Origin of the sequence: Psychrobacter submarinus (assembly GCF_904846685.1) — a bacterium.
Taxonomy (GTDB): domain Bacteria; phylum Pseudomonadota; class Gammaproteobacteria; order Pseudomonadales; family Moraxellaceae; genus Psychrobacter; species Psychrobacter submarinus.
Window position 1 is genome coordinate 412,266 of sequence record NZ_CAJHBQ010000001.1, and the last position, 26,027, is coordinate 438,292.

Sequence of the window (26,027 nt, forward strand, 5' to 3'; positions counted from 1 at the left end):
ACTCAACTTAGTCTGTCGCCATTATATATGGTTATGGTGCTGATGAATACAAGGGACATCGACTAGATATTCGCTGCCATGAAGCGCCCGCTCTCGTGTTAAAATAGACACTATTTTTCGCTCTAGCGCCGAGGTTTTATCCCCTTAACTATCGCTATAAACGCTTTATAAGAGATTATGCATGCCTGTTAAGCCCGTCAGCTCCTTATCTAATTCAAACTCTAATTCAGATACCCTATTAACCATTGGCGATAGCGTTTACGATTTGGCGCATCACACGCCGATGATGGTGCAATATCTGACCATGAAAGCCAGCTACCCAAACGCTTTGTTACTATACCGGATGGGCGATTTTTATGAGCTGTTCTTTGATGATGCCAAACGCGCCGCGCAGATATTAGATATTACTTTAACTCGCAGGGGCAACGATAAAGCCGGTAATAACATCGCTATGGCCGGCGTGCCGTTTCATGCCGCTGATAGCTATATGGCGCGGCTGATTGCAGCGGGAGAGACAGTGGTCGTCTGCGAGCAAATCGATGAGTCCGCCAATCATAATACGCCCGTGCTCGCCGATAAACAAAAAAAGAATGCCGCAACCACGCCTGCTAGCGGCATCATGCGCCGCGAGGTAGTCAAGACCTTAACCGCCGGTACTATCACCGATGATGCGCTGATTAGCGCCGGCTCTACGCCAACCGTCGTTGCCATCGATATTCAGGCGGATTTTGTAGAACCATCAAAGACTAAAAGCAGTAAACAACCGCTACAAGCTGCGATCAGTCAGCTCGACTTAGCTGCCGGTACACTGACCACGCAGACGCTAACGGTAGAGCGCTTAGCCGATCATGATGCGGCTAGCGCCCAGCTCCAAACGCAAATGCTTACCGTACTAGCGCGCTTTGCGCCCAGTGAAGCGATCATCAGTGAAAGCGTCGATGAGCAGTGGCTCGCTTGGCTACGCAGTGAACTGGACTGCCCTATTATCGAAGTCGCGGCCAACGATTTTCATCCGGACCATGCGGCCGCTACCCTCTGTGAGCAGTTTCAAGTGCAGCGCCTTGATGGCTTAGGTATTAGCGGCGCGCCGCTTGCGCAAACCAGCTGCGCGGCGCTCATTCACTACGCGCGACAAACCCAGCAGCGGCAAATTCCGCAGGTCAATCAGCTCATCATTGAGCACAGCGACGATTATCTGATCATCGATGCCGGTAGTCAGCAAAACCTTGAGCTGTTCACCCCAGTCAGTAGTAATGGCACGTCCTTGATATCAGTGCTCAATCAATGTCAAACGCCGATGGGTAAGCGCCTGTTGGTGCAACAGATGAAGCGCCCGCTACGTCAGCATACGCGTATCAATTTGCGCTTAGCCGCTATAGAGCAGTTATTAGCGGCCAACCATACAGCCAACCATGCAGCCAGTCAGTCGCTCATCAGCGAGCTACGCGATACTCTAAATACCATCGGCGATATCGAGCGCATCAGTAGCCGTATTGGTCTGATGAGCGCCAAACCGCGTGACTTGCGTAAACTCGCTGACGGTATCGCCAGTAGTCTACAGCTCGCGCGCTTATTAACTGCCTCTGGTATCAAGGCTGAGCAAAGCGGTCTATTACCGATGCTCATGCAGCAGCTGCCCGACCATTTACCTGCCGTGCAGCAAGTTGCGCAGCGCATTGAGCGCGCTATCATTACAGAGCCGCCAGCGCATATCCGCGATGGCGGGATGCTAGCGGCAGGCTTCGATGAAGAATTCGATCGGCTAACGCACTTGCATGATAATATTCAAGCGACTCTCGATAATATGGCAGATGAAGCGCGGCAACAGCATAATTTGCCGAGTCTAAAAGTCGGCTTTAACAAAGTCAGCGGCTTTTATTTTGAGCTGCCAAAGATGCAAGCAAAGCAAGCTCCCGCCCATTTCATCCGCCGGCAAACGCTAAAGAACGCTGAGCGCTTTATCACCGAAGCGCTAAAGGAGCTTGAGACTGAGTACTTAAGCGCGCAGACTTTAGCGCTAGCCCGTGAAAAGCAGCTGTATCAGCAGCTACTTGGCGAGCTGAGCGAACATTTAGCGGAGCTACAGCAACTGAGCGCCGCTATTGCACAGCTCGATGTGCTCGCCAATTGGGCCGATCTGGCCATAACTTATGACTGGCAGCGTCCGGTGATGAGTAAAGATAGCGACTCTCAAGCCCATAGCCAAACCCGTATCGATATCCGCGCAGGACGCCACGTCGTCGTTGAGTCAGTACTACAAAGGATGAATCATGCCAAGTCCAACGCTCACTCTGCTCCTAATCATTTCGTCGCTAACGACTGCCAGCTAGGTGCAAGCGAGCATCCTGAGCGTTTACTGCTAATCACTGGCCCCAATATGGGCGGCAAATCCACTTATATGCGCCAAACTGCGCTGATTGTACTGCTCGCACACTGTGGCAGTTTTGTCCCGGCCGCGAGTGCCCATATTGGTGATATCGATCGTATCTTTACCCGTATCGGCTCGGCAGACGACCTCGCTGGTGGCAAATCCACCTTTATGGTCGAGATGATAGAAACGGCGAATATCCTAAACCAAGCGACCGATAAATCATTAGTGCTCATGGATGAAGTCGGACGCGGTACCGCGACCACCGATGGCCTTGCAATCGCCCATGCTTGCGTTAACAAACTACTCGATATTGGCTGCTTGACGTTGTTTGCCACCCATTACTTTGAGCTGACCCAGTTGGCAGCGCAGAACAAAGGCATTCGTAACGTCCATGTCGCTGCCAGCGAAGTCGATGGTCAATTATTACTGCTGCATAAAATTAAAGACGGCGCGGCTAGCTCTAGCTTTGGTTTACATGTGGCAAAAATGGCCGGTATTCCTAACGCAGTGCTCGCTGATGCAAAACGCTATCTGCTCGATACGCTCACTGCTACTACTAGCGCTGCTGATCATAGCAAAGGCGCGCATACTGATGACAAAACTGACTTAACTCATGCCATTATCGAAGAACGTCAGCAGCCTTATGAGACCCTTGCAGACAGTAGTGATTATAGCCCCCATAGACAGCCTACTCATACAATGGATAATCAGCAGCAAAATCAGTGGTTTACGCTACAGAGTGAATTAGACAGTATCGATCCTGATAGTCTAACGCCCAAGCAAGCGCATGATATGCTCTACTCCCTCAAGCAACTCATTAGTCGTTAAAGGGGTTTGTGAAAACACGATAAAAGCGCTAAAATATGCGTTATTTTTGCTATTTAGCATTTCGTCAAACCAATAACAGGTAGCCCTCTATGACCTTTATCGTTGCAGATAACTGCATCCTTTGTAAGCATACGGACTGTGTAGAAGTCTGCCCAGTGGACTGCTTCTATGAAGGACCGAACTTCTTAGTCATTGACCCAGACGAGTGTATCGACTGTGCCCTTTGTGAGCCTGAATGTCCGGCCAATGCCATCTTCTCAGAAGACGAAGTGCCTAAAGGACAAGAGATATTTATTGAGCTCAATGCCGAGCTTGCTCAAAAGTGGCCAAATATCACTGAGATGAAGCCAGCCATGCCAGAAGCCGAAAAGTGGGATGGCGTCGAAGGTAAGATTCAGTATTTAGAGAAGTAGGCGATTTAACCCATAGGCGCTTTGATAGCAGGTAGTTCGCTATGACCTTTATCGTGACCGATAACTGCATTCTTTGTAAATACACCGACTGTGTAGAAGTCTGCCCAGTGGACTGCTTCTATGAAGGACCGAACTTCTTAGTCATTGACCCAGACGAGTGTATCGACTGTGCCCTTTGTGAGCCTGAATGTCCGGCCAATGCCATCTTCTCAGAAGACGAAGTGCCAAAAGGACAAGAGATATTTATTGAGCTCAATGCCGAGCTTGCTCAAAAGTGGCCAAATATCACTGAGATGAAGCCAGCCATGCCAGAAGCCGAAAAGTGGGATGGCGTCGAAGGTAAGATTCAGTATTTAGAAAAGTGATGTCGCTATAAACAAAATCTTTATACATTAGGCCGTAGCTTTTGCTGCGGTCTTTTTTTATCCAACGTTGCCGTAAAACCACCCACTTCAGGGGGTGGATATAAGGCGACATATACTGTCGTGAGTAGTACTTAAAGGGTTGTAAGTTGAAATTAACCTCGCCATACTAAAGGTATGAAAACCCTCAAGCTACGCATCAAAGACAAACACGTAAACCAGCTAAACAAAATAGCTGGGAGTGTTAACTATGCGTGGAACTATGTTAATGCGTTAAGTTTTGAGCATCTAAAGCGAACAGGTAAATTCTTTAGTGCCTACGACCTAAACGAATACACCAAAGGCAGTGGCGAACTATTAGGCTTACACTCACAAACTCTGCAAGCCATAAACGAAACTCATACCAAATCTCGTAAGCAGTTTAAAAAAGCCAAACTAAATTGGCGAACCAACCGACCCGATGCCAAGCGAAAAAGTTTAGGTTGGATTCCTTTTAAAAAGTCAGCAATCAAACATCTGCACACCAGACAAACGGGAAACAAAGCACTTAAATCAACCATACAGCTATCGCTCTCTAAGGGTCAAAAGCTCATCATAGATGTCTTTGATAGCTACAACCTAAGCCTGTATCAAATCAACACGCTTGAGATAGTGCAAGACAGCCGTAATCGTTGGTATGCCTGTATTACCGTCAAAGATTTTCCTAGACAAGTAAGTGGGATGGGCAGCGTTGGTATTGACTTAGGCTTAAAGGAATCTGCTACCACATCAAACGGTGACAAGCTGACAACCAAACAAACGCAAAAGTGGGCTGAAAGGCTTGCAATAGCTCAACGAGCGAAAAACAAACAGCGTGTCAAAGCAATACACGCCAAAATCAAAAATTCAAGGTTAGATGCAATTCACAAATTCACCACCAAGCTTGTTAAAGACAATGCTTTGATTGTGGTTGGTGATGTTAAATCACGCTCATTCACAAGTAAGAAAACCAACCTAGCTAAATCAACATACGATGCAGGATGGTTTGAACTCAAAAGACAACTGGAATATAAATGCAAGTATGCAGGTTGTCAGCTTGAGATAGTAAATGAGAGATACACTACCCAAACCTGCTCGTGCTGTGGCGATATGTCCAGTAGTCCGAAAGGTAGAGCAGGTCTTGGAATCAGAGGATGGAGGTGTGCTGAGTGTGGCACATGGCATGATAGAGATATCAATGCCGCTAAGAACATCCTTGCGGTCGGGCTTGACCGTCTTGCAGAAGGAATCCCCTCACTTTAGGGAGGGGAGGAAGTCAAGCCGTAAGTCATTTAATTGAGTGGTATCTACATCGCCCGATAATAATACCGATCCAACCTCGGCACATCATCGGTGTGTAGCGCTTGTGACTGCTCAAAGAACGCCACTTGCGCAAGCTTCACACTACCCGGACATTGAAAATTGCAAAGCATGATGTTCTGTATCGCCTCGCTATTATCTTGGTTCGTTGTCGCTTTAGTGAGAATATAAGCGTCATCACCGAATACCTCATGCCAGTTGTTAAATAGCGTTTGGCTATAGCCATGCTCTGCGTTGGCCTTGCCGATCATATTGGCCATGATATAGCTACTATTATTCTGAAACTGGCGTAGTGCTTCAATAGTGTACAAGTTCCCTGCCACATGACGCCCTTGAAAAGCATCAATCAGCATAAAGTCATAGCTAGCATCGCGATGACGCGTTAGATAACCGCGCGCGTCATCACCGATGAACTTAATATTGGGCGCGATTGGTGCTTTTAAGAAGTGCGCTTCTACGATATCCGGCAGACCTTTATCAATGTCGATAACCGTCAGCGCCATATTCGGGTTGTGGTGCGCCACTTCGCTAGGTGTGCCCATCCCTGCCCCGCCAAGGAATACTAAACTCTTCGGCTCAATTTGTTCAATCGCCTCCACAGTGATCTTGCCGTACCAGTGGCAGTTCTTTTTGGCGAGATAGAGCCAGCAGCTACTGGTCGTCTGGCCGGGTTTATCAGTGATAGTCACCGCTAATTGCTTGTCGATGACGGTTTGCTTAATAAACCAAGCGTTTGTCGCAGTCTGATAGCCGGTATCGACTTTATTCAAAAAGATAAAGGTCAAAGTCACCACGACTGCCGCTAGCGCAAGGCTATAATTGATGCGATGGGTCGATAAACTTAGCGGCTCATCACTCGCAACTTGCACTGCTAAGCGCGTACATAAATAAGCGCTAATGGCTAAAGACGCGATAAATAACGCGAGGCTACTCATTAGGCCAATATAAGGCAATAACAATATCGGCGTCAGCGTCGAGCCCAGCACACTACCGACAGTGGTAATCGCCACCATCATGCCAGCGTTCTTGCCAGCATCAACGCCGTCATGATTTTCATACTTTAAAGATAAAAACTGAGTAATCAACGGAATAGCGGTCGAGCCAAAGGCCAATCCAACACCGAATAACAGCCCAACCCCGATAGCAGCGATAATCGGGCTATCAATACTGGCGGTCATGGCGGCAAGAAGTGGCAACTGAATAATACAAGCGATAGCATGAGAGATAGCCGATAAGGACAAAACGTAACCGGCTTTAAGTAGCGCTTGTCTTGGAGTGTGAATGCCTTGCGAGAGACGACCGCCATACCAGTAACCCACGGCAATGGCGATAAGTACCATCGCGAGGATGACGCCGGTAATCGAGATGGACGCGCCGATATAAGTGGCGGAGATACGAATGGCATATATCTCAATCCCCAAACCGGCAAAACCCTCAAGCAGGGCGATCGCGAGACAAACGCCTAACACCTTTTTTTGCATAAAATGAGTCATCGTTACGTTTTGGATGAAGTGATTTTACACTATTGAAGCGTGAATTTTGGAGTGATGAGTGTTATTTATACGTTTTGGATAATATAAAAAGTTTGAAAAAGGATTCAAAGGTTAGCATCAATTTTAAATATGTAGATTAGCTGTGTCGTAGGCTGCGGCTTTAGCCCAGCGTTTTTTATAACCAACTACGGAACGATACTATCTCAATCTTATAAATCACTTTGAACTTTAAAAAATCATAATTTTGCACAACGGTTTGCTGGGCTAAAGCCGCAGCCTACGCGATATTGCTTAAATTAACACCCTAATGACAGGCTTATGGCAAATAAGCAACAGGAATACCCGAAGATACTCGACAATGCCAAGTACCGTCTGCTGCTAAGTCTAAGCTAATAGTTTGATTGGTTAAATAATTGAGGTTTTGGATTTGACATTTTACTGCATCAAGAGTGGTGGCATTCGTATTAGGCGCTAAAACACTATACTGACAATTTTTGGTTTTTCCATTCAGATTTAGGACATTAGGACTAAAGCCTGTTGGCCCTGCTCCTTCATTTATCATAATTTGGTAAGGCATTCGATAACGATTTATCTCTTGATAAATTATTGTAACCTGAGTTTTCCTAATGTTAGTTTGATAGTTAGCTATTGCTACAGATGCCAAAATTCCAACGATAGATATAGCAATCATTAATTCAATGAGTGTAAAACCGATTTGAGAATCAGGTGAGTGATTCGCTGCTAATAGCATAAGAGTATTTAACCTATAGATAATACCTTAACTACTGCATATACTGTGTCAAACTTTTAACAACTAAACATTAGTAGGTTTTTAATTACCAACTTGAAAAAGTAATTCTTTATCTAAATAACTGGTAACCATATACCCAAAACCGTGGCGGCGTGGATGACATATCATCTAAAAAGATACTGGCATTTATAAATATGTAGCAAAATATGATGACTAGCCCTAAAACAACCAAGCCAGGCAAATACCTTTCTATTTTACTAATGTTTTTTGCGGGTTGATTAAAATATTGCGCATGGGCGAATACTGGGTTTTTGAGTAAAAACACGAACAGCCATAATAGCGTCATTTGCGTTATGGGATAAATATGCACGCCTGATAGCGACATATCAATAATGACTGCCAATAATGCAGCGATAACAAAGTAGTTTTGTTTGATATTCCAGCTGATATGACGGGCAATTTTAAATAATACAAAACCTAAAAAGCTAAAACCAATCAGCCCCGTTTCAGTCAGCACTTGCACAAATATATTGTGCGGATGGGCAGATAAATGTGGATATTGCTCAAGCTGATAAAAGCCGCAGCCTATTATCGGATTTTGCGCCCAACACTGTAGCCCATTGACCCATAAGTCAACACGTCCGCTAGAGGACTCACGGGCAATACGCAGACTACTAGAGCCTAGAGTAGCTACATAGGTCACCAATAGATATGACAGCCAAGAGCCGATATAACTACCGATCAACGGTAAACGTATAGACTTATGACAGATGGTGACTATGGCAATAAATACAGTATAGGCTAAGGTAACAGAGCGCCCACCATCAAGCAGAACAGCTAAAAAAGCTAAGAATGGAAGTAACAAATATAGACTTTTATACTTTTCTTTTGTTGAATATAACCAAACAGAAAGAGTAGAAATAATTAAAAAATAACTATCATACACACGGATATTTAAAGAAAACAAGTACCAATTTGGAAGATAAGTACCTGTATTAATATAGTCCCAAATAGCTAAGGGTAGTAATAAGAACATCGTTAGACTTGATAACACAATTAACTTTGTGATGGAATTTCGATAGCTTAAAGTTTGAAATGCCTTAAACAATAAATATACTAGCATTATGTCTACAACAATGAATGATGAGTTCGTCCAAAATAAACTACCAATAGTAATGTAAAAAAGAAAAGTAATTTCTATTTTTGTAATAGAGTATTGCTGCTGAAATAGTGATCTCAGACATAAAGATAGTAATAATATAATCTGGACGACACGAAAATCATTATAAGATTGATAGCTAATTCCTAAATTAATTCCTAAAATAAAAACCAAGAAGAAGGATCCAAAAAAAAACTCTTTACTAAAGATCAGTCTTACGGATCTCAGTAAATTACAATCTCTTGCATACATAATTTTTAAAACTCGTTATGGAATCATAGAATTTAGTTGATATCATAAAAAAAGCCAAACACAATGTTTGGCTTCTTAATTAAATAAATTATTTTCTACGAATGTGCACAAGAATTTGGTGCTAAATCTTTATTATCACCAGTTAAACCGGTAGTTTGACAAGTCCAAGCACCAGTAGCTGCACGTGACCAAGTCAATACAGCACCACGCGCTTGAGATGGCGCATTTAATATCGTACAAGAAATATCACCAACACCATTAGTAGTCGAAGCAGCTATTGTACAGTTATTAGTAGTCGTCTGTAAGCCAATAGAAGCAGGATCTGTTACTTCATCACCATTATTGATTAAATCCTCTGCAGCAGTCTTACCTGCAGATATCTCAGCAAGACCAGCTGTGAGTTTTGATTTTGCTTGATAGCTACTATAAGCAGGTAGAGCAATCGCCGCTAGAATACCGATAATGGCAACAACGATCATTAGTTCGATTAAGGTAAAACCTTTTTGTGTGTTCATAAGAACTCCTTAGGGTGGTATAGAGACAGTCGGTGATAGTACGACCTATCTTTAATTTACAGATTAAAATTAGCTATGACGCCTTACAGTATTAACTGCATATTACATGCCAAACCTTAAAACTCACTGACTTTATTAAATATAATAGGTTTTACCCTATTTTTTACCGTTTATAACAGTAATTTGACCGTCTGTTAGTGTAGCGTTAACATAATGTTACTGTCAACCTACTAATTCTTGTCAGCTCAGTCACTCAACATAACAGAGCGTAACTTTGATTGACATTTTTTGTCATCAAATATCTGAGCTATACAAAAATTGTCAGTTACTGCCATTCGTCGCCTTTACCACAATCTGAACCGCGGCATTTAACACCACGATAATCAAAGCTCAAATCGCCATCACCGTCCATACGCTCATCATCTATCGTCTCGGCAGTGATAGTCCACTCAGATGTCAAGGGGTTAGGATCGAAGCTAATCGTATATAGCGCCGTACCTTGACTCGGAAAACTACCGCCCAAGCCTGTCAGTAAATCATTGCTATATCTACCTTGTTCTATCTTACGACTCTCGATAGTATTAGCTATATTTTGTAGTTCGCTCATCGTATCGGCACGGTGGCCTCTTTCGATATAGCCTTGATAACTCGGAATGGCGATAGCTGCAATGATACCAATGATAGCCACTACTATTAGTAGCTCTATTAGTGTAAAGCCACTCGCTTTATATCTATATCTATGCTTATTTATCATCGTTACCATTCCTGAGCATCATTACCACAGTCCTCTGACTTAATGGTTAAACTACTCGTCGTCATACATCTAATACCAGAGCTGGTAAACATAATCTTGCTCCCGTTCTTGATATAACGATTCGGGTTAGGCACGGCTAGCATCTTCCAAGTACGCCCCGTGACATTATCCACACCTGCATTTGTAACTAAGCTTTTTGGCGTCCCAGATGTGTCACCATCTACTAAGGTAATACGGTAGGTGTAGTCATCGCCGCTACCTTCAGGGACATTAATGATAGTATTGGCTGTATCTGCGTAGCTATACTCAGTATCGCCATCGCTATCCACTGTCTGCGGGATAAATCCCTTATAAGTTAATGCACTCGCACGCCAGCGCTCAAGCTCTAGCTGCAGCTGCTGCATCTTGGCTTGAGCATCGCGCTCAGCGTTGACAATGATGTAGCGTCGATAGCTTGGCACAGCTATCGCTGCCAATATGGCTAAGACCACTACCACTATCATAACCTCTATCAGCGTAAAACCTGTTTGGCTCGTTGGATACTGATAGCGAACGGTACGTTTGTGGTTCAATGTCCGCTGTAAGACGCTCAGCCTAATCATCAATCGACTCCGATAGCTGCTCGTACCATCTAGTCGTGAACAGGCGATAGTTCAGCGTACTGATATTACCGCCGCCAGAGCCGCTAGCGTTGACATTATCAGCCTCAATACTAGAGCCAGCACAATTACCACCAGGACAGTTGGTATCTAGTCCTGATTCATTATTCGATGACCAAGCGCCACCGAAATTTATTCGGTTATCAGATTTGATAAGCTCACTGAATGACTGCGTGCCTAGCATAATGCGAGTCGTTGGGTTCTCAGGATTAAAGGCACCAAACGCCAGCTCTTGAATGCCTTTGCCCGCACGCACGAACCCGCCAGTACCATTCAATGAGTTGTCTGCTTTTGTCGTATCTTCTTGCTCACAGATACCATAAGGCAGACAGTATACCTGCCGTTCTGAACCACCGACGATTTGAGCGGCACAACCACTGGTCTCGTCATACTTCATCTCAGGGCTATAGGCTGTCATATAATAAAGCCCCCCTATAGCAAGACCATCTCCCATTGATTTGACGTTTTTGACTTTGCTATTGCCATCAAACTGATTCAATGGATAGAACCATCCTTGAGAGGTAGCGACATTGGGTCGCATCGGAGCTTGTACGCTTGCCTTAGTTGCATTAGCATCGCTTTGATTAAAAGGTAATTCCGTCAGATCGTCTGAAGTCAGACCTGTAGTGGTTAAACTAACCTTTGCATCGGTACCATACAGTCCGGGACTGGCGATATCTCGATCAATAATGCCAAATAGTCGATCAGACTGTGCAGGTATGGTATTGCGTAATCTTGATATCGGATTACTTCTGTCACCGGAGGCAATATTGACTAGCGCAAACAGCACGCTTTTATCTTTATAAAAGCTCACAGAAGGCTGACCGTAAAACCGGCGCTGTAGCCCTTCATTCTCGAGCGTGCCTGAGTTACCATCCAGTACTTTTACGATACGACGGGTAAAGTTGTTGACGCCTGCGCTACCGCTGATAGCTTGCCCATTACGCAAATCCACACGGAATAATTGACCACCCAAATCACCAAAGTATAAATGATCTATCATGCCATCATCATCACGATCTAAGGTTGTGATCTTGCTGACGACACTGTGCTTCATCTCTGGTACTCGAATATGCTTGCCAGAGGCTCCTGACGATCGGCCGGAGATAGACCAGATAACCTCTCCTGTTTTGGCATCTGCGATATAGACTGCATTACCATCTGCCATCGACTTGACACTACTTTGACACTCTGTAAATTCGTTATCAGTAGATCCAAGACGGTATGTCGGATCTTCGTAGCACTCATCGTAACCACCACCGAAGACGATCACATCTTTAATACTGTTTCTACCTGTGCCCACTTTGATTTGACCTGAGACCGGTTCGCTCCAGATTTTACCTAATGCTTGATAGCCTGTAGTTGTGTTGTCTATACTAAAGAGCATTTTAGGACTACTTAGTTTGCTGACATCTAGGCCATATAACCCTTTGCCGCCTTGACGTAGACCCCCATAAACATAGACCTTGTCAGCGACGATTTTGCCAGAAGAAGTAGAAGTGGGTGAGCTAAAATCATACTTATAGCTGCCTTTTGTCGCCCAAGGCGCATCAACACCAAATACAGGGGCATCTGCAATACTACCCTCGGGCTGCAAGGCTTCAATTTGTTGATTAAGAATGGTCTTTGGAATAAACGCTAGGCTTTCTTGGCCACTATCTGCTGATGCGATATGCAAGGCCCCTTCCATTGAGCCAAACATGACATAGTCATCACGGCTACTCTCATCTGTTGCGACCATGCCTGCATCGGCATCTATCTCACCATCATTGTCACTGTCTTTGTCATTCGCATTGATGTTGGCGCCATAAGAGATAAGCGTCGGTCTGGAGTGTACCACTCCGCCTAGCACCTTGATGTCACCTGGAGGATTGGCAATGATAGCTTCAAGCTCAGTTTGTACGTTGCCTGCCGCATCGATCCGATCTGCTTCTGCTTGAGTGGTACTGGCGTCATAACCTAAAAAGCTCAATAAATATAACTTAGTTAATGTGGTATATGAGGCGTCAAGAGTGTCAAACCCTTGTAGCGTGCCATTAGTGACACCTACTTTGAGTAGTTTTGTTGTGCCGCCTACGCTGTTTTCGACATAGACATTACGGGTGCTATTGTTGCCTGTTTTTGGTGCTTTTAGCTGGGCATAAAACCCGCCTGCGGTGATTCTATTGTTCACATTAACACTGACGCCTGCTTCATTAGTGATAGTGACGTTTTGGGTGCTCCAAATATCTTGTGCATCTGGATTGAGGTCATCTGGGAAGCCATCGCCATCTTCATCAAAGTACAAGCGTTTATTATCTTGACCGAACAAAGTCGCTTGCTTGACATTGTACTTTTTTAGATTGCCTGGCCATATCGCCAGATTACTACTGACCTTAGGCTCTAGCATAGGTAGATAAGCATAGGGTTTGACCCCTAAGCTGCTGAGCGGATCTGCAGGTACGGTGATGGTACCCGCTGGCACACTGGGCAAATCTGCTTTTAGATCCTCGATGACCGACAGCACACTACCAACGATATCTTTAGTGTCTTTGGCAAAATAAAACCCGCCTTGACCATAACCACCGACACCATCGTAAATACCAGACTCCATGCCGATGTTACAAGCGTTGCGCGCATCAGGATTATCAGTAGATATCGCTGAGCAGTCATAGTACTTTTTGCTGTATTTGTAAGGCGCACCGTCATTATCGGTAAACTTGCTAAGTGTGATCTCTTTTGCGGTGTAATTATTACGGTTGTCCACAGTTGCAAAGCTGTCACCAAAGCCGACCATCGCGGTTTTTACATTTCGCTTGGTACGTAGTTGCTTAGCAAACTCGCCCATACATTGCCATTGATCATTTGATTGACTACCATCTAACAATCCTCCTTCACTTTCACTGGGACAGGACAATATTGACGTGTTTAGTGCTGTACCCATCATATTTCGTACTGCTGTCCTATCTACAGAGTTTGGAGCACCGTCGGTTAAAAGATAGACGCCTTTTGCCCCGCACTCCTGCGTCGGTGGTGCAATATATGATTTGTTGTTGCCGCTACCACTGACAATATCACTATAATCGATAGCAGAGGTAGACTTCATACCACTATAGTCATCACCTACATATGTGCTATTTCCCAGCATATAAGCGCCAGCTTCAGTAAAAGCCGTAGCCAACGGCGTACCGCCTGAGGGTTTTAAATCATCTGATTTTAAGAAGTTTCTAATTCTTTGTTTTTGGGCTGCATCTAGAGGTTTAGCTGCGACCATGATACGGCCTTGTCTTATACTATCGCCACGATTAGCATAACCAAAAGCCCCTACCCCCATAATGATATCTTCGTTCAGGTTCTCAAACTCAAGCAGCTCTATCAGCGCCAACTTTAGCTTTGACATGCGATCGTAAACTCTTTCAGAGCCTATCGTGCAATATTCTAAACTAATACCATTATTACTGTTATCTACAATAGGATTGTAAACATCTGCACTATCGTTGACATCATTTATCTTATTGTTCCTCATAACACAAAGCTGACCATCTTCACCTTTCAGATCTTTCACAGTATATTTATCTATCCATCCATCTTTATTAAGATTTGATGGCACATCATTAGGGTTGAAGTAGTAAAAATAATCATACACATCATAGCAACCAAAAAAACCGCATTGTCTTCTTATTTTAAAAGCCCTATAAACACGAACTTCCTCAAAGGTAAAGTCTCTTAAAAAACTATAATCCCCTTCCATACTGCCTGACTTATCTAGCATCAAGGTCAGCGTCGGCTTGTTTGATTCAGTACTCGGCTGATAGATAGTCAAGTCGCCAAGTTTATTGTAACTTGCATTGCCGACGACATCATAGCTGGTTCCTGAATGGGTCGTTACTGAAGCGGTCATCAGCGCGCATACCGATAGCGTGATAGCAGTTGGCCGAAACTGTTTTAATAAAGGCGTAGTAGATCGAATGAGCTTCATATTAGATTCCTGCTATATACTAGTTATAAATCTGACCCAAGTTAACCTACTAGCTAAGCTATGTTGCCAGTCGGAGTTAAGCCCAATAAGTCTTGGCAGTCTTCAGTTATCTCGTTACCGCCTTCACCATAATCTATACAGTTTTCAGAATTAACTTCGTTCTCTAGTTTTGCTTCCTTGACCAACACCTTTGCCGGCACCCCTATCTTGGCCAAACACTCGTTGCGCGTCTCACCAAAATACGTATTTTGAGTAGTATCATCTTCATCAACTCCAGCTACAAATGAGTCAGCGTTTTCGCTAGGCTTTTTGAGACACTCAGTAATTTTTGCGTCCGATACGTTTGACAGTGCTGGCAAAAACGAAGTTGAGTGAATTCGGAAGCTTGGCGAGCTACTGGTAGCGTCGTCTGAATTAATGGTTATCTCTAATGGTACATTACCAAAAGGGGTGACTGGTAATGACTGGGTATTTGGTCTGGTCACTGACACCTGAGTCATCACGTTTTGACGAGCATTGACAAAGTCATCAGCTTGACTAGGACGACAAAAGCCTCCTGATCCTGCGCCGCCTATCAGCTTACTCTGCCCGGATGGAGTATTAATAGTTGCCTCTGACATCTTAAAAAAGTAGTTTTGGCGTGGACGATAGCAAAACAATACCTGATCCCCACGGTTCGAGGTGGCACCCGTGTTCAAAAAATACCCAAAAAAACCAAGTGAACCGAGGATATTTGCTTTTTCGCTGCTATATGACGGATCATTGATAATATTTTCGATGTTCTTGTTAGCTGTATCTGAAGTGGTCAACAGTAAAGTATCTACTTGATCGCTCGTCGCTAGCCGCAATGATGTCATGCTACCGCGTACAGCGACGACGCCAACAACAATAATCAAAAGCATGAATAATAGGACTACAATTAATGTTGCTCCACTTTGGGCATTTGTCAGCTGAGATCTAGGATGTTTATTCATAGTATGAGTACCTAAGCGAGACAGGTTTACACATCAGGTGTTGTTTATTCATCTGAAATATTTCTTAATGTCACGTACGACTCTACTACTGTACGCAAATACTTTTTGCTTAAACCATCGTTTAAAGTAGAGCTTTTACCCAGTACGCTGAACTCAGACGGTCCTTCTTCATTCAACGCTGCATTGTCAGAACGCAAAATCAAACCGTACTTTATACCTACAATAGGTGGTTGTTTATCGAAGTCCAAATCTAAGTAGTCCTTTACAGTATAGTACTGTAACTGGTTACCTTCTCGCGTCGATAGTAATATGTCGAAATAATCTACATTGGTCATAATTTCTTGACCGGCATCACCAAAATCTTTTACGACATTGTTAGTTGTAAAGTCAACGGAGGTAGGTAGGTCCTCCGCCGGTTTACTTTGTTCAGTATAATCATCCATTATTTCAGTAATATACTTCCCTGCATCACAGTACAAAGAAAGCTCTGTAGGCTTCGAAGCGTCAGGCGCTCTAAGATAAAAGCGCTCTACAATAATCTGACCATCGATGATTTCTTTTACTCCGCCGATAGTGACCTGCCTAGGCCCTAAAGCAAGATTACCCTCACAGTCATACATATCTTGAGGTGCACGGTACTGTATAGTCAACTGACCACTTTGCGAGCTCGTATTACTCGCTCCTTTCCACTCGTTTGTCTTTGTGCCTGCCGTTTGATCACCGGTACGAGTCAATAAAGCTACCTGTATAGGATCAGTGCCTATAGTTATATTCTTGGGTAGACTTGTATCACTGTCGAGATCTTTTGGATTACGAAAATTATCCAACTCTTTATCTCCATCATCGTTTTCTAGCGCGTTAGTAGCACTCGTCAGTACGATGCCAGAGCCAGGCTGGTCAGCTGCAACCTTATCCGCTAGGCCCAAATTTGCAAGACGAACCTTTCTTTCAATAGTAGGCAGATTAAAGGTTGCATCTTCAACCAGTTCTGAAGCGCTTACTTGAATACCTGCTGTTTTTGCATTAATCATGTAAACCTGTACAGCTGCTGCAGACACTAGCAAACCCAAGAACAGCGATATCATGAGCTCTATTAAGGTAAATCCCCTTTGATGTATATCACAGTCACGAAACGGTGAGGCTCTCATCAATAAGACTCCATTATCAAGCAATTCGCTCCTGCTTTGTAGGCTCCACTACTGTTGCCACAAGCGTTGTCTTCGCTATCGTCTAACACAGGTAGCGTCTTACCCCATGAGGTAATGATACATTGTCTAGCATTAATATCAGCCATATCTGGACAAGTGGTCATATTTAGCATGATATCTTGTTCACAGCCTAAACTAGCTGCCTGCCATACATTCAATTGTGCTATCTCTTCGGCACTGCAAGCGTCTGATTTACAGCTATCTTGGTCGAAACGACTACTTGCCTGTGCCACTTTAGTACAATACTCAGTGATATTAGTTGCGCCTTGGTTCAGGATATTTAACTCTGTCATAAAGTCATTAGTGGCTAAGGTATTCAAACGCATATTCTCCGATAGTTGTTTTGACATACTCATAGCGCGGCTACGTACTAAGCTTTCATCCGTAGCACTCAATGCATTTAGCTGCAACGCACTAAACCCTAATACAGCAACAGCCAATAATAACAAAGCTACCATAACCTCTACTAAGCCTACTCCGCGCTGATTATCTAACTTAATCATGAACAGGTTCCTCCTGCTGCGCTACTTATATTAGCCGCTGTAGTAACGATAACCTGCATTGTAGTAGCTGAATAGTTATCACATACATTCAAAGTGACAGCATCTGCACGCTTAGAAGGACTAAATGTAATCGAAGTTTCATCTGCTTTTACAATACTTTTCGAGCTATAGCTATAGCTTGCAACCTCAACCGGACTATCTTCCTTAGTTTTTATAGCTATCGAATGGTTATTAGCATCGAAGCTAAACTCCAAAGCCTGTCTACGAATAACACTTTCAGCTTTCGCTTCTTTCAATGCGCTCACTAGAGTAGCAGTTGTCGCTTTCACTCGCTGATTGGCCAATTGCGTACTCACATTGGGTGCAGCAATACTAACGATAATAGCCAATACCGCAATCGTCACCATCAGCTCAATCAGAGTAAACCCTGCCGAATGATTATTGTTATAAGACGAATTAGATAAAGCAGTGGTCACATCCAAATCCTAAAACCTTATAGTTAGCGCTAAGTTGACTAGCAATAATTCGCGAAATGCTATTGTTTTTATTCTGTTATAAAAACAGTCATATCTTATCAAGATGCAATATTTGTTCCGTTTATCTAAGCTATTAGCTACTGACAATACGGCCTGAATACCTTTACACATTTAAGTAATACAAAAACAATCGAGGTTTATTATATACAAAAATAACACTAAAAACGTCAAGACTCTAGTCATCTTTGCTATAGCAGTGGATATACAGTCTATAAGAATTATTGATTTTGACTACCGTGTGCTAGAGCGTACGCTGAAATATGGTACTTATTAGTCTTAACATCAGCAGTCTGGCTGGCGCTATCAGTAGCGTAATTCATACTACCATGAGCTGTTCTAGTAGCTTCTAGAGGAGTTAGATAAGGCTGGTCTGGTAAGAAAGCACGCGCTAATGCTTGTAAACTTGCCCCTGTGGTTGCAACGTCATCGAACAAAAGAAGACGTTTGACTGGCGGGGTCTCAGTCAGTACAAAAGCGTCATTTAGATTGGTTAGGCGCTCGCTTCGGGTGAGGCCTTGCTGGCTAACCGTATCGTCCATGCGCGCGACCCCATGCCATAAGGGGATTTGCCAGTGTTTGGCGAGATGGATTGAGAGGATAGTGACTGGGTCGAAGCCACGTTTGAGCAGTCGATTATCGGTAGTGGGCATAGGGATGATGACACTGTTGCCTGCATGACAGCCTTTCGGCCTGGGTAGTTGCCGCAGCATATGTACGAGTAAAGGTAGGCGGCTCATATCCTCACTATGTTTGAAAGCACGAATAGCTTGACGAATGGGATAATCGTAGTAGCTGGCCGCCTGAATCGGTAAGCTGACGGACGCGGCAATATCGACATAAAATGGCGCAGGTAGCCAAGCGATACTGCGCTGACAGCGACTACAAAGCAGGCTTTTATGAGCAGTTGCAAACAGGCTAGAAAATTGACTGGCTGATAGGTCTGCATGATTAGAATCTGCAGGTTCAGTATAGGGTGCTTTACGATAGCAGCCGCAGAGCTGGCAGCGTATATTGACATACTCTGCCAGCCATAAGCCGAGCTGATAAGGTGCAGGGCGGCGCAAGGGCTAGACTCCTCATAGTTATCCTAAAAGCCTTTCCAGTCATTCAGCACGATACCGAAACCAATAGAGGTATTCTCATGATTATAATCAACAATGGACTCGCCATAACCTTGGAATAGCTGCACCATACCATTGACGTTTTCTGACAATGGATAGATATAATCGATTTGGGCAGCGCCTTTATTGGTGCTTGGATTGTAGCGCAAGGTGCCACTGATACTTTGATCTGCAGGCAAATCATATAAGAACTTGATATCGCCATAACCCATGTAATCTTCGATATCTGGGTTGTCATCGTCGCTACTGCTATTACCATTTACTCGAGCCCATAGACGCGGTACTACTGAGAGCTTGCCCCACTCGGCCCCTGCCATTAAATAAGCACGGTTCCATGAGCGTGATAAAGGATCGTCTTGACCGTTTGAGTGGTGAATCGCGCCCGCCCCTAGCATACGCAAACGTCCGCCAAAAGGTAAGTCAGCAGCTACTGGCTGCGTCAAAAATATCTCTGGCTGATAGTCAGTGGCGCGAAACGGTCTTGAGTTATCTTCGTTATAGACCTGCCAATGCGACTCTTGAGTATAACCAAACCATAAGTCAGCATTGGTATCGAATAAATCCTCGCCAACCTTTGTCTTTAGCGATAACTGAAATTTCAGCTCAGTGTTGCGAACGTCATTAGAAGTAAACGTTTCACCGGGCTCATCTGGGTTGCTAGGGGTTGGGCTAAGATTAGGATCAAAGGTATAAAATAGCGGTAGTACATAAGTTGGCCGATACGGTCTGACCGTCCAAGTGCCGCGCTCGCTGTTTTGATCTAAGTCATACGCTAAGCTTAGCGGCGAATATCTCTCTATCTGCTCTTGGGTGACTCCCACCTCTTCTAATACTTTTGCTTCTCTTTTTGTCAGCCCTACTGCACTTAAACTTGTATTAGTCTGCTCTTGTTCCGTGTCTAAGGTGTCGTCAGCCTCGTCTAAGTCGTCTTGCGCGAGTATCACTTGCGGGTTACCGGAGATAGTTGTCTTAAGGGTTTTAGCGAGATCTACAGGCTGCTTACTCATGGTATAGCTAGGCGTTTTGCCTTGCTCTGCTACTTTATCAAAACAAGCCAAACGTGCCGCGCTCGTCTGAACCTCGGTACATTCAAGAAACAGCTGAGCTTGCTGCGCGATAAAAGCATCGCTAGGCATTTGGCTCGGTTCAATAGCGTCATCGCCTAAATACTCTACGTTAGCCCCAGCTACTGGTATCTCATTGTAGACTGACGCCTCGCTAGCGGCTTGGGCCTGCAAAGCGGTGCAACTTAAAGCGACACCTATAGCTAGGCTCAAAGGCGTCTTTAACGCAGTATTGAAAGTCGGCTGAAGCTGAGCTTGATATCGGGTAATAACCTGAGCAAACATAGTAATCCTTGGTCATAATGGGCAAAGATGCCGGCATATTATCTGCTGACGACAGCACAAATAAGTAGAGACTATATTCAATTCGAAGTAAAAAGGGTCAAAAGTTTTGGCATATTACTGGTATCAGTCTCTCTATCGCGCGGCTCACTTTCGACGCTGAACAAGAGTGATCTGAGTAACACATCATACTTTTTAGATTGAATCGACTATAGCGGTGATAGTCAGTGATATAAGAGACAAGTCATCGCATGCTCTTAGACACTGTTACTGCTTCATCTATATAAAATAAGGCAATAGCATTAGCTATCAAACATTGTTGCGTTATTGTAATAAAATTATGCGCATTATACTAGGGCGTGTCCCTAATCTGGAAAAGTAATTATAAAGCCTTTAAAATAAAGAGACTATTTCAAACATGGCTCTCTAAATTATGGCAAGAACAGTGCTCAATGATAATACATGGGAACAACTCCAAAGTACCATGAAGGCTCATGGCTGTCATACTTGGAAAAACGACAGGCAAGTCATGGAAGCCATATTGTGGAAACTTCGTACGGGCGCCCCATGGCGTGATATACCGGGTGAGCTGTGCCCATGGAAAACAGCCTACAACCGCTTTAACAGGTTGTCAAAAAAAGGCTTATGGGAACAATTTTTTTTGACCTACGAGCAAGTATTGATGAAGAATGGGTATTCGCAGACGGAAGCTACATCCGCTGTCATCAGCATTCAAGCGGCGCCAGACGAGGAGAGCTTCGAGCCACTGGAAAATCTCGAGGTGGAACCACCACCAAGATACATCTCGCCGTCGACTCGCATGGAAACCCGATTGATTTTAAAATCACTGGGGGTGACATCCACGACAGCCAAGCGGTAGATGACATCATAGAGATGCTAACGGATGCGACCTACTTCATTGCTGATAAAGCTTATGATTCTGAAACCATTAGAAACAGGCTAAAGCAAGACAACATAAGCCCTGTTATCCCTAAAAGAAAAAATGCTAAACAACCAGATGTAGCGTTTGATCACTATTTATATAAGCTACGACACTTGGTTGAAAACACGTTTGCAAGGCTAAAGCACTTCCGTAGTATTGCAACACGCTACGAGAAGTTGGCTCGAAATTACAAGTCTATGCTGTATCTGGCTTGTACTATGATTCATTGTAAACTGAATTAGGGACACGCCCTAGCATTATCCCTACTTAATATTACGCATTGTGCATTTAAGAAGACTTAACAACGCTAATTTTTTCTAGTCATAAAAAAGCGCGATATCCAACCTAAAAGTTAAGTATCGCGCTCGTTTAAACGATTGAATCTGATATCAATTGTTCAAAGCCGTCAAAGTCTGTTCGAACTGTTGGCGTCCGATCTCACCGACTTGCTTATTGACCAGCTCTCCGTCGACATAATATAGCAGCGAAGGCGGTCCAAACAGCTGATAGCGTGCTAAGATGGCTTTTGAGTCCGCTGTGGTTTCAGTGATATCGAGTCTGACCAATTGCCAGTCCTGCATCTGCGCGGGGCGATTATGAAATAAGTTTTTTTCCATAATACGGCACTCGATACACCACTCAGCAGTGACGTCGACAATAACTTTAGGGTTCGCGGCGATAATGGTATCTAGTTCTGCTAATGTGGTGACATGCTCATCTGTCGCTTGACTGGCTCCTGCAGCTTGCTCGCTATTTTGTCCTACTGATGACACCATCGTTGGCGCTGCTGTTAGTGACGCTAGCGGATGTAAGCTATCCTCATTGCCTAAAGCGGCACCGATAATCAGCATCGTCGCCCAAATACCGACGACTAAGCCTAGCGCTTGCGTCAGCATACGCGCCCGACCGACCCAGCTCCATGCCCAAGTCGCGACCACCATAAACCATAATGCCCAAACCAGAAGCATCACCGGCGAGATAAAGACCCGCTCAATCATTAGCAGTGCTACGGCGAACAATAACAGCGCAAAGCCTTGCTTGACCCAGTCCATCCACGCGCCAGCTTTGGGCATGATCTTGCCTTGCGTCGCGCCAATCAAAATTAGCGGCGCAGAGAGACCAAAACCGAGCATAAATAAAGCGATAAAACCGAGTAGCGGACTGCCAATAGTAGAAACCGCCAACAGTACGCCAAACAAAGGCGCAGACACACAAGGCGAGACGACTAAAGCGGATAAAAACCCAGCGACTAAGCTACCGCTAGTACTACCAAGCTTGCTGTCGCCGGCTTGGCTTAATTTGTGTAGCTTGTTACTCATAGCATGGGGCAAACGAATCGTAAAGACACCAAGCATATACAGCGCCAGCAGTACAAAAACAATGGCAAAGCTAATCAAGATAATAGGGTTTTGTAGCCAGCCAATGATGCCAAGCGACTCGCCAAATATCGCAATCACCGCGCCAAGCAGGCCGTAAGCAATAGAGACACCTAGCGCATAGCTTGTGGTTAAGATAACGCCCCTTTTGACGGTTGGGTTCTCTTGACGGGCGACAATATTGGCCACTATCGGCAGCATCGGTAATACGCAAGGCGTCAGCGCTAACCCTAACCCTGCTACGAATAACAGTAATAAAGCCAGCCAAGGATGCGTTGCCAGCCCAAACGGATCTTCGTTACCTAAGCCGTTAATCATGCCGTTATTGCTAGTATTGCTAGTATTGCTAGTATTGCTAGTATTGTGAGTCTGGCTACTCGTTGTCGTGCCGTCACTGGCAAGGTTGGTGCTCTCTTCGGCCTCAATACTGCTATCGTCGCCAGAGACTGAGCCAGTCGCGGTCATGTCACTATTTAAAGTACCACTATCTAAAGTGCCACTATCTAAAGTGCCACTATCTAAAGTATCGTAATCAATCGCATCGCTGTCTAAATCATCATAGTCGATAGCTTCGTCAGTGGCGAGCGCAGACGACATGGCTGATTGAGTGCTCGTGGCTGCTATTGTAGCCGTATTACTGCCTTTACTGTCCCCACTAGTATCAGCATCAGCATTAATAGACACTGTGGTTTTGATTTTTTCTGGTGGATAGCATAGCCCCGCTTTGGCGCAGCCTTGCCAACCTATCGTCACCTCGCCCGCATTCACACTTTTGCCGTTGGTGCTAGTTAGCGTCGTGCTCGCCACCATATTGGCTTGGTCAAACACAGGCACTTGCCCATAAGTCGGATCATCGATAGAAACGGGTTTTTGGCTGAACTTGAACGCACTGGCGCTTACCCCAGCCGGCAAGTCAAGCTTGAGCTGATCTTTATAGGCATAATGCTCTGGGGTGATATCAAAATTTATAGAAAGCTGTGTGCCTTTAGCAACAGACTGAGTGCTACTAGTGACCTCAAAAGCCTCGCCTACTGGTAAGAACTTAGGAGCCGCCGCGCTCTTATTACCAAATAAATCGCTAAGAGATGCCGCTTGCGAGGTAGTAGAAACAGCCATCAATCCTGTGACGGCCACGCCGGTTACTAGCGAGCTACTAGATAACCCTAACGCCAATAGATAAGTGGCGGCTAAGCGGGATTTTTTTGTCGGTGCAGGATGATTCACTGACGTCTTTATAAACATAAAAGACTACCTTTTTATTACTGATATTGCACAAGCAAGGCACTGATAAAGACTATTAACGAGTCGCCGGAATATTGATTTTAGTGGTTACTTTTTCTGGTGGATAACATAGCCCTGCGGTCGCGCAGCCTTGCCAATCGATAATGATCGGGGCATTTTTGGCGCCTTTACCGTTTTTGGTGGCTAAAGTGGTGGTCGCGACAACCGTTCTTTGTTTAAATACCGGCACTTTACCAAAGGTAGGATCATCGATAGTCACCGGCTTTTGACTGTAGGTAAAAGGCGTGGCGCTAATGCCTTTAGGAAAGCGCACTTTGAGCTGGTTTTTATAGACATAATGGCCCGGCGTGATATCAAAGGTAATCGCTAGGCGCGTGCCTTTACTCGTCGCTTTGCTGTCAGTTAAGACATCAAAGGCCTCATCTACTGGTAAAAACTTCGTTGACTTACTGCTACTGCTGCTAAACAGATCGCTTAGACTAGCAGCCTGCGCACTCATTGACAGTCCGATCACTGATAAACTAGCGGCTACAGTAATGACCCATGCACGAGGTGTTTTTGAGCACATTTTATTGACGTGAGTTTTATTGATAATAGCTGACGCTGACAAAAGCGTTTTGATAGACATAGACAATGACCTCTAATAGCAGTTCTGAATACTATCGGTGTTCAGTGATAAATATTGCGTTGTAATCTTAAATGTGATGTGTGCACACCCTACATATGGTGATTAAAATTTGATACAAATAACGCGGCGCAAAACATAATTAAAATTATTATAATATAAATTTATATATTACTCTATTTTACCATTATGATCACTCATGATAGCTGCGTATAAAAAATATCAACCAATAATGACTTATTGATTGGTATTGAGTGTTTATAGGCTAGAGCTGTATGGCTAAAAGCTAATCGAAGCCATGGACAGTAGATAACTATATTTGTGCGTAAATATCCGCGTCTAGCCCTTCACCGCCCTGCTGACCATCAGCGCCTAACGAGAACAGATCATACTGACGCCCTTCGCTACCAGGCGAGGCATATTGGAGCTCGTTATCCCAACCATCTGTCGGATAGCCGCCCTTAATATAACCGCCTTCCGGATAGTTTTTTGCGTCGCTTGGCGGCGTGATTAGCGCATCCAAGCCTTGTCCAGACGTCGGATAGCGCGCGTTGTCCACTTTGTACATATCTAGCGCGTTCGATACGGTCGCAAGCGCCGTCTCCGTGGTTTTGACTCGTGCTTTGTCACTTTGTCCTACCACTCTAGGTACCACTAAGCCTGCCAAAATCGCCAAAATCACGATAACCACCATAATCTCAATCAAGGTAAAGCCGGTTTGTGAGCTTGTTTTTGTCAGGTGGCGCTGATGCTGTTGTGCTTTTATGCTAATCATTTGCGCTTGATCCATCTTAGTCATCGCTTGCATCCGTACTGGGTTAATAATAAAAGTCAGTAATAAAGGGCTGTAAAATTTAGGGCGTGTTGAACATTCGACCTTGGCACTGACAGAGACTATTTTTTAGGCGATTTGCAGATAAAAATGGTAAGTTTAGTCGTTCTAAGCGTCTATTTTTATCAATAAAGCGGCAAAAAATAGTCCTGTCCCTGTTGTTGTCGTGAGGGCTGATGCTAAAATCGCCCTAGTCGTTGTGACTGTTTAAATAAAATCAGCTAGCCAATGCAATAAGCATTACCTGCAATTTTAACGACCACTAGAACACAGCTTTGATTAACTAGTAGCGATCAGCAGTGCGCATTTGTGAATGTTCAACACGCCCTAATAATAATCACTATAGACTATGAGCTACTATTTTTCCACCAGCGTCAGCAGACAGACGACACTTTGGATGCTTCATTAGGCGCTTTAAAACGCCTTTTGCTTTATATTGCATGATAGATGCTCGCTACTATAGCGTAA

The 26,027-nt window shown here is 44.4% G+C and carries 21 protein-coding genes; 5 read left to right on the plus strand and 16 right to left on the minus strand.

Annotated elements, in window-relative coordinates; translation table 11 throughout:
- Nucleotides 1-181 precede the first annotated feature (181 nt).
- From mutS to JMY03_RS01875, 4 genes are all read left to right on the plus strand, one after another.
- A complete protein-coding gene (mutS, locus tag JMY03_RS01860) occupies nt 182-3,199 on the plus strand; it encodes a DNA mismatch repair protein MutS (RefSeq protein WP_201600537.1) in 3,018 nt (1,005 codons plus the stop codon).
- Between the two features lie 89 nt (nt 3,200-3,288).
- Nucleotides 3,289-3,612 carry a ferredoxin FdxA gene (gene fdxA, locus JMY03_RS01865; RefSeq protein ID WP_201557522.1) on the plus strand — a complete coding sequence of 108 codons (324 nt, stop codon included), beginning with the start codon at nt 3,289-3,291 and terminating at the stop codon, nt 3,610-3,612.
- A 41-nt stretch (nt 3,613-3,653) separates the two neighbouring features.
- Nucleotides 3,654-3,977 (plus strand): ferredoxin FdxA, encoded by a 324-nt coding sequence (gene fdxA / locus JMY03_RS01870; RefSeq protein WP_201600540.1) that lies wholly within the window; start codon nt 3,654-3,656, stop codon nt 3,975-3,977.
- Between the two features lie 174 nt (nt 3,978-4,151).
- Entirely contained in the window at nt 4,152-5,255 is a 1,104-nt protein-coding gene (locus JMY03_RS01875) for an RNA-guided endonuclease InsQ/TnpB family protein (RefSeq protein WP_201600543.1), read from the plus strand.
- A gap of 44 nt (nt 5,256-5,299) precedes the next feature.
- Here JMY03_RS01875 and JMY03_RS01880 read toward each other — a convergent pair whose 3' ends face one another.
- From JMY03_RS01880 to JMY03_RS01940, 13 genes are all read right to left on the minus strand, one after another.
- The gene (locus JMY03_RS01880) at nt 5,300-6,793 is read right to left on the minus strand and encodes a fused MFS/spermidine synthase (protein ID WP_201600546.1); all 1,494 of its coding nucleotides are present in this window, start codon (nt 6,791-6,793) and stop codon (nt 5,300-5,302) included.
- A gap of 328 nt (nt 6,794-7,121) precedes the next feature.
- Complete coding sequence (locus JMY03_RS13045; protein ID WP_307833132.1) at nt 7,122-7,556, minus strand: pilin; 435 nt, start codon at nt 7,554-7,556, stop codon at nt 7,122-7,124.
- A 109-nt stretch (nt 7,557-7,665) separates the two neighbouring features.
- On the minus strand, nt 7,666-8,967 hold the full coding sequence (locus JMY03_RS01890) for an O-antigen ligase family protein (RefSeq protein ID WP_201600549.1): 1,302 nt from the start codon (nt 8,965-8,967) through the stop codon (nt 7,666-7,668).
- A 95-nt stretch (nt 8,968-9,062) separates the two neighbouring features.
- Nucleotides 9,063-9,482: a pilin gene (locus JMY03_RS01895; RefSeq protein WP_201600552.1), complete on the minus strand. Its 420-nt coding sequence runs from the start codon at nt 9,480-9,482 to the stop codon at nt 9,063-9,065.
- A 325-nt stretch (nt 9,483-9,807) separates the two neighbouring features.
- Entirely contained in the window at nt 9,808-10,236 is a 429-nt protein-coding gene (locus JMY03_RS01900; RefSeq protein ID WP_265089588.1) for a type IV pilin protein, read from the minus strand.
- A 2-nt stretch (nt 10,237-10,238) separates the two neighbouring features.
- Nucleotides 10,239-10,838 (minus strand): type IV pilin protein, encoded by a 600-nt coding sequence (locus JMY03_RS13375; protein WP_201600557.1) that lies wholly within the window; start codon nt 10,836-10,838, stop codon nt 10,239-10,241.
- A complete protein-coding gene (locus JMY03_RS01910) occupies nt 10,831-14,853 on the minus strand; it encodes a PilC/PilY family type IV pilus protein (RefSeq protein WP_201600561.1) in 4,023 nt (1,340 codons plus the stop codon). Before JMY03_RS01910 ends, JMY03_RS13375 begins: the two co-directional genes overlap by 8 nt.
- 53 nt (nt 14,854-14,906) lie before the next feature.
- Nucleotides 14,907-15,710 (minus strand): hypothetical protein, encoded by an 804-nt coding sequence (locus JMY03_RS01915; RefSeq protein WP_201600564.1) that lies wholly within the window; start codon nt 15,708-15,710, stop codon nt 14,907-14,909.
- 161 nt (nt 15,711-15,871) lie between these two features.
- Nucleotides 15,872-16,975, minus strand: coding sequence for a PilW family protein (locus JMY03_RS01920; protein WP_201600567.1), 1,104 nt, complete (start codon nt 16,973-16,975; stop codon nt 15,872-15,874).
- Nucleotides 16,975-17,538 (minus strand): type IV pilus modification protein PilV, encoded by a 564-nt coding sequence (gene pilV / locus JMY03_RS01925; RefSeq protein WP_201600570.1) that lies wholly within the window; start codon nt 17,536-17,538, stop codon nt 16,975-16,977. Before pilV ends, JMY03_RS01920 begins: the two co-directional genes overlap by 1 nt.
- A complete protein-coding gene (locus JMY03_RS01930) occupies nt 17,535-18,014 on the minus strand; it encodes a pilus assembly FimT family protein (protein ID WP_227675451.1) in 480 nt (159 codons plus the stop codon). Before JMY03_RS01930 ends, pilV begins: the two co-directional genes overlap by 4 nt.
- 278 nt (nt 18,015-18,292) lie before the next feature.
- The gene (locus JMY03_RS01935) at nt 18,293-19,138 is read right to left on the minus strand and encodes a ComF family protein (RefSeq protein WP_201600573.1); all 846 of its coding nucleotides are present in this window, start codon (nt 19,136-19,138) and stop codon (nt 18,293-18,295) included.
- Nucleotides 19,139-19,161: 23 nt separating this feature from the next.
- Nucleotides 19,162-20,544 carry a phospholipase A gene (locus JMY03_RS01940; RefSeq protein ID WP_201600576.1) on the minus strand — a complete coding sequence of 461 codons (1,383 nt, stop codon included), beginning with the start codon at nt 20,542-20,544 and terminating at the stop codon, nt 19,162-19,164.
- A 430-nt stretch (nt 20,545-20,974) separates the two neighbouring features.
- Here JMY03_RS01940 and JMY03_RS01945 point away from each other — a divergent pair.
- Nucleotides 20,975-21,726 (plus strand): IS5 family transposase gene (locus JMY03_RS01945; protein ID WP_201600579.1). Its coding sequence is split into 2 segments (ribosomal slippage): nt 20,975-21,203 and nt 21,203-21,726, totalling 753 coding nucleotides; the frame shifts between segments, so codons are not numbered across the junction.
- A gap of 147 nt (nt 21,727-21,873) precedes the next feature.
- Here the strand turns inward: JMY03_RS01945 and dsbD are convergent.
- The 3 genes from dsbD to gspG form a co-directional block, all read right to left on the minus strand.
- On the minus strand, nt 21,874-24,102 hold the full coding sequence (gene dsbD / locus JMY03_RS01950; RefSeq protein WP_201600582.1) for a protein-disulfide reductase DsbD: 2,229 nt from the start codon (nt 24,100-24,102) through the stop codon (nt 21,874-21,876).
- A 55-nt stretch (nt 24,103-24,157) separates the two neighbouring features.
- Nucleotides 24,158-24,730: a protein-disulfide reductase DsbD N-terminal domain-containing protein gene (locus JMY03_RS01955; RefSeq protein ID WP_201600585.1), complete on the minus strand. Its 573-nt coding sequence runs from the start codon at nt 24,728-24,730 to the stop codon at nt 24,158-24,160.
- 310 nt (nt 24,731-25,040) lie between these two features.
- Nucleotides 25,041-25,502 carry a type II secretion system major pseudopilin GspG gene (gspG, locus tag JMY03_RS01960; protein WP_037058954.1) on the minus strand — a complete coding sequence of 154 codons (462 nt, stop codon included), beginning with the start codon at nt 25,500-25,502 and terminating at the stop codon, nt 25,041-25,043.
- Between the last annotated feature and the right edge of the window lie 525 nt (nt 25,503-26,027).

What these genes read in the sequence shown, in the direction of transcription:
- JMY03_RS01890 (WP_201600549.1), bottom strand. Translation starts at nt 8,967, where the DNA reads ATGTATGCAAGAGATTGTAATTTACTGAGATCCGTAAGACTGATCTTT.
- fdxA (WP_201600540.1), top strand. Translation starts at nt 3,654, where the DNA reads ATGACCTTTATCGTGACCGATAACTGCATTCTTTGTAAATACACCGAC.
- fdxA (WP_201557522.1), top strand. Translation starts at nt 3,289, where the DNA reads ATGACCTTTATCGTTGCAGATAACTGCATCCTTTGTAAGCATACGGAC.
- JMY03_RS01910 (WP_201600561.1), bottom strand. Translation starts at nt 14,853, where the DNA reads ATGAAGCTCATTCGATCTACTACGCCTTTATTAAAACAGTTTCGGCCA.
- JMY03_RS01955 (WP_201600585.1), bottom strand. Translation starts at nt 24,730, where the DNA reads ATGTCTATCAAAACGCTTTTGTCAGCGTCAGCTATTATCAATAAAACT.
- gspG (WP_037058954.1), bottom strand. Translation starts at nt 25,502, where the DNA reads ATGATTAGCATAAAAGCACAACAGCATCAGCGCCACCTGACAAAAACA.
- JMY03_RS13375 (WP_201600557.1), bottom strand. Translation starts at nt 10,838, where the DNA reads ATGATTAGGCTGAGCGTCTTACAGCGGACATTGAACCACAAACGTACC.
- JMY03_RS01915 (WP_201600564.1), bottom strand. Translation starts at nt 15,710, where the DNA reads ATGACATCATTGCGGCTAGCGACGAGCGATCAAGTAGATACTTTACTG.
- JMY03_RS01920 (WP_201600567.1), bottom strand. Translation starts at nt 16,975, where the DNA reads ATGAGAGCCTCACCGTTTCGTGACTGTGATATACATCAAAGGGGATTT.
- JMY03_RS01875 (WP_201600543.1), top strand. Translation starts at nt 4,152, where the DNA reads ATGAAAACCCTCAAGCTACGCATCAAAGACAAACACGTAAACCAGCTA.
- pilV (WP_201600570.1), bottom strand. Translation starts at nt 17,538, where the DNA reads ATGATTAAGTTAGATAATCAGCGCGGAGTAGGCTTAGTAGAGGTTATG.
- JMY03_RS01880 (WP_201600546.1), bottom strand. Translation starts at nt 6,793, where the DNA reads ATGCAAAAAAAGGTGTTAGGCGTTTGTCTCGCGATCGCCCTGCTTGAG.
- JMY03_RS13045 (WP_307833132.1), bottom strand. Translation starts at nt 7,556, where the DNA reads ATGCTATTAGCAGCGAATCACTCACCTGATTCTCAAATCGGTTTTACA.
- JMY03_RS01940 (WP_201600576.1), bottom strand. Translation starts at nt 20,544, where the DNA reads ATGTTTGCTCAGGTTATTACCCGATATCAAGCTCAGCTTCAGCCGACT.
- dsbD (WP_201600582.1), bottom strand. Translation starts at nt 24,102, where the DNA reads ATGTTTATAAAGACGTCAGTGAATCATCCTGCACCGACAAAAAAATCC.
- JMY03_RS01900 (WP_265089588.1), bottom strand. Translation starts at nt 10,236, where the DNA reads ATGATAAATAAGCATAGATATAGATATAAAGCGAGTGGCTTTACACTA.
- mutS (WP_201600537.1), top strand. Translation starts at nt 182, where the DNA reads ATGCCTGTTAAGCCCGTCAGCTCCTTATCTAATTCAAACTCTAATTCA.
- JMY03_RS01895 (WP_201600552.1), bottom strand. Translation starts at nt 9,482, where the DNA reads ATGAACACACAAAAAGGTTTTACCTTAATCGAACTAATGATCGTTGTT.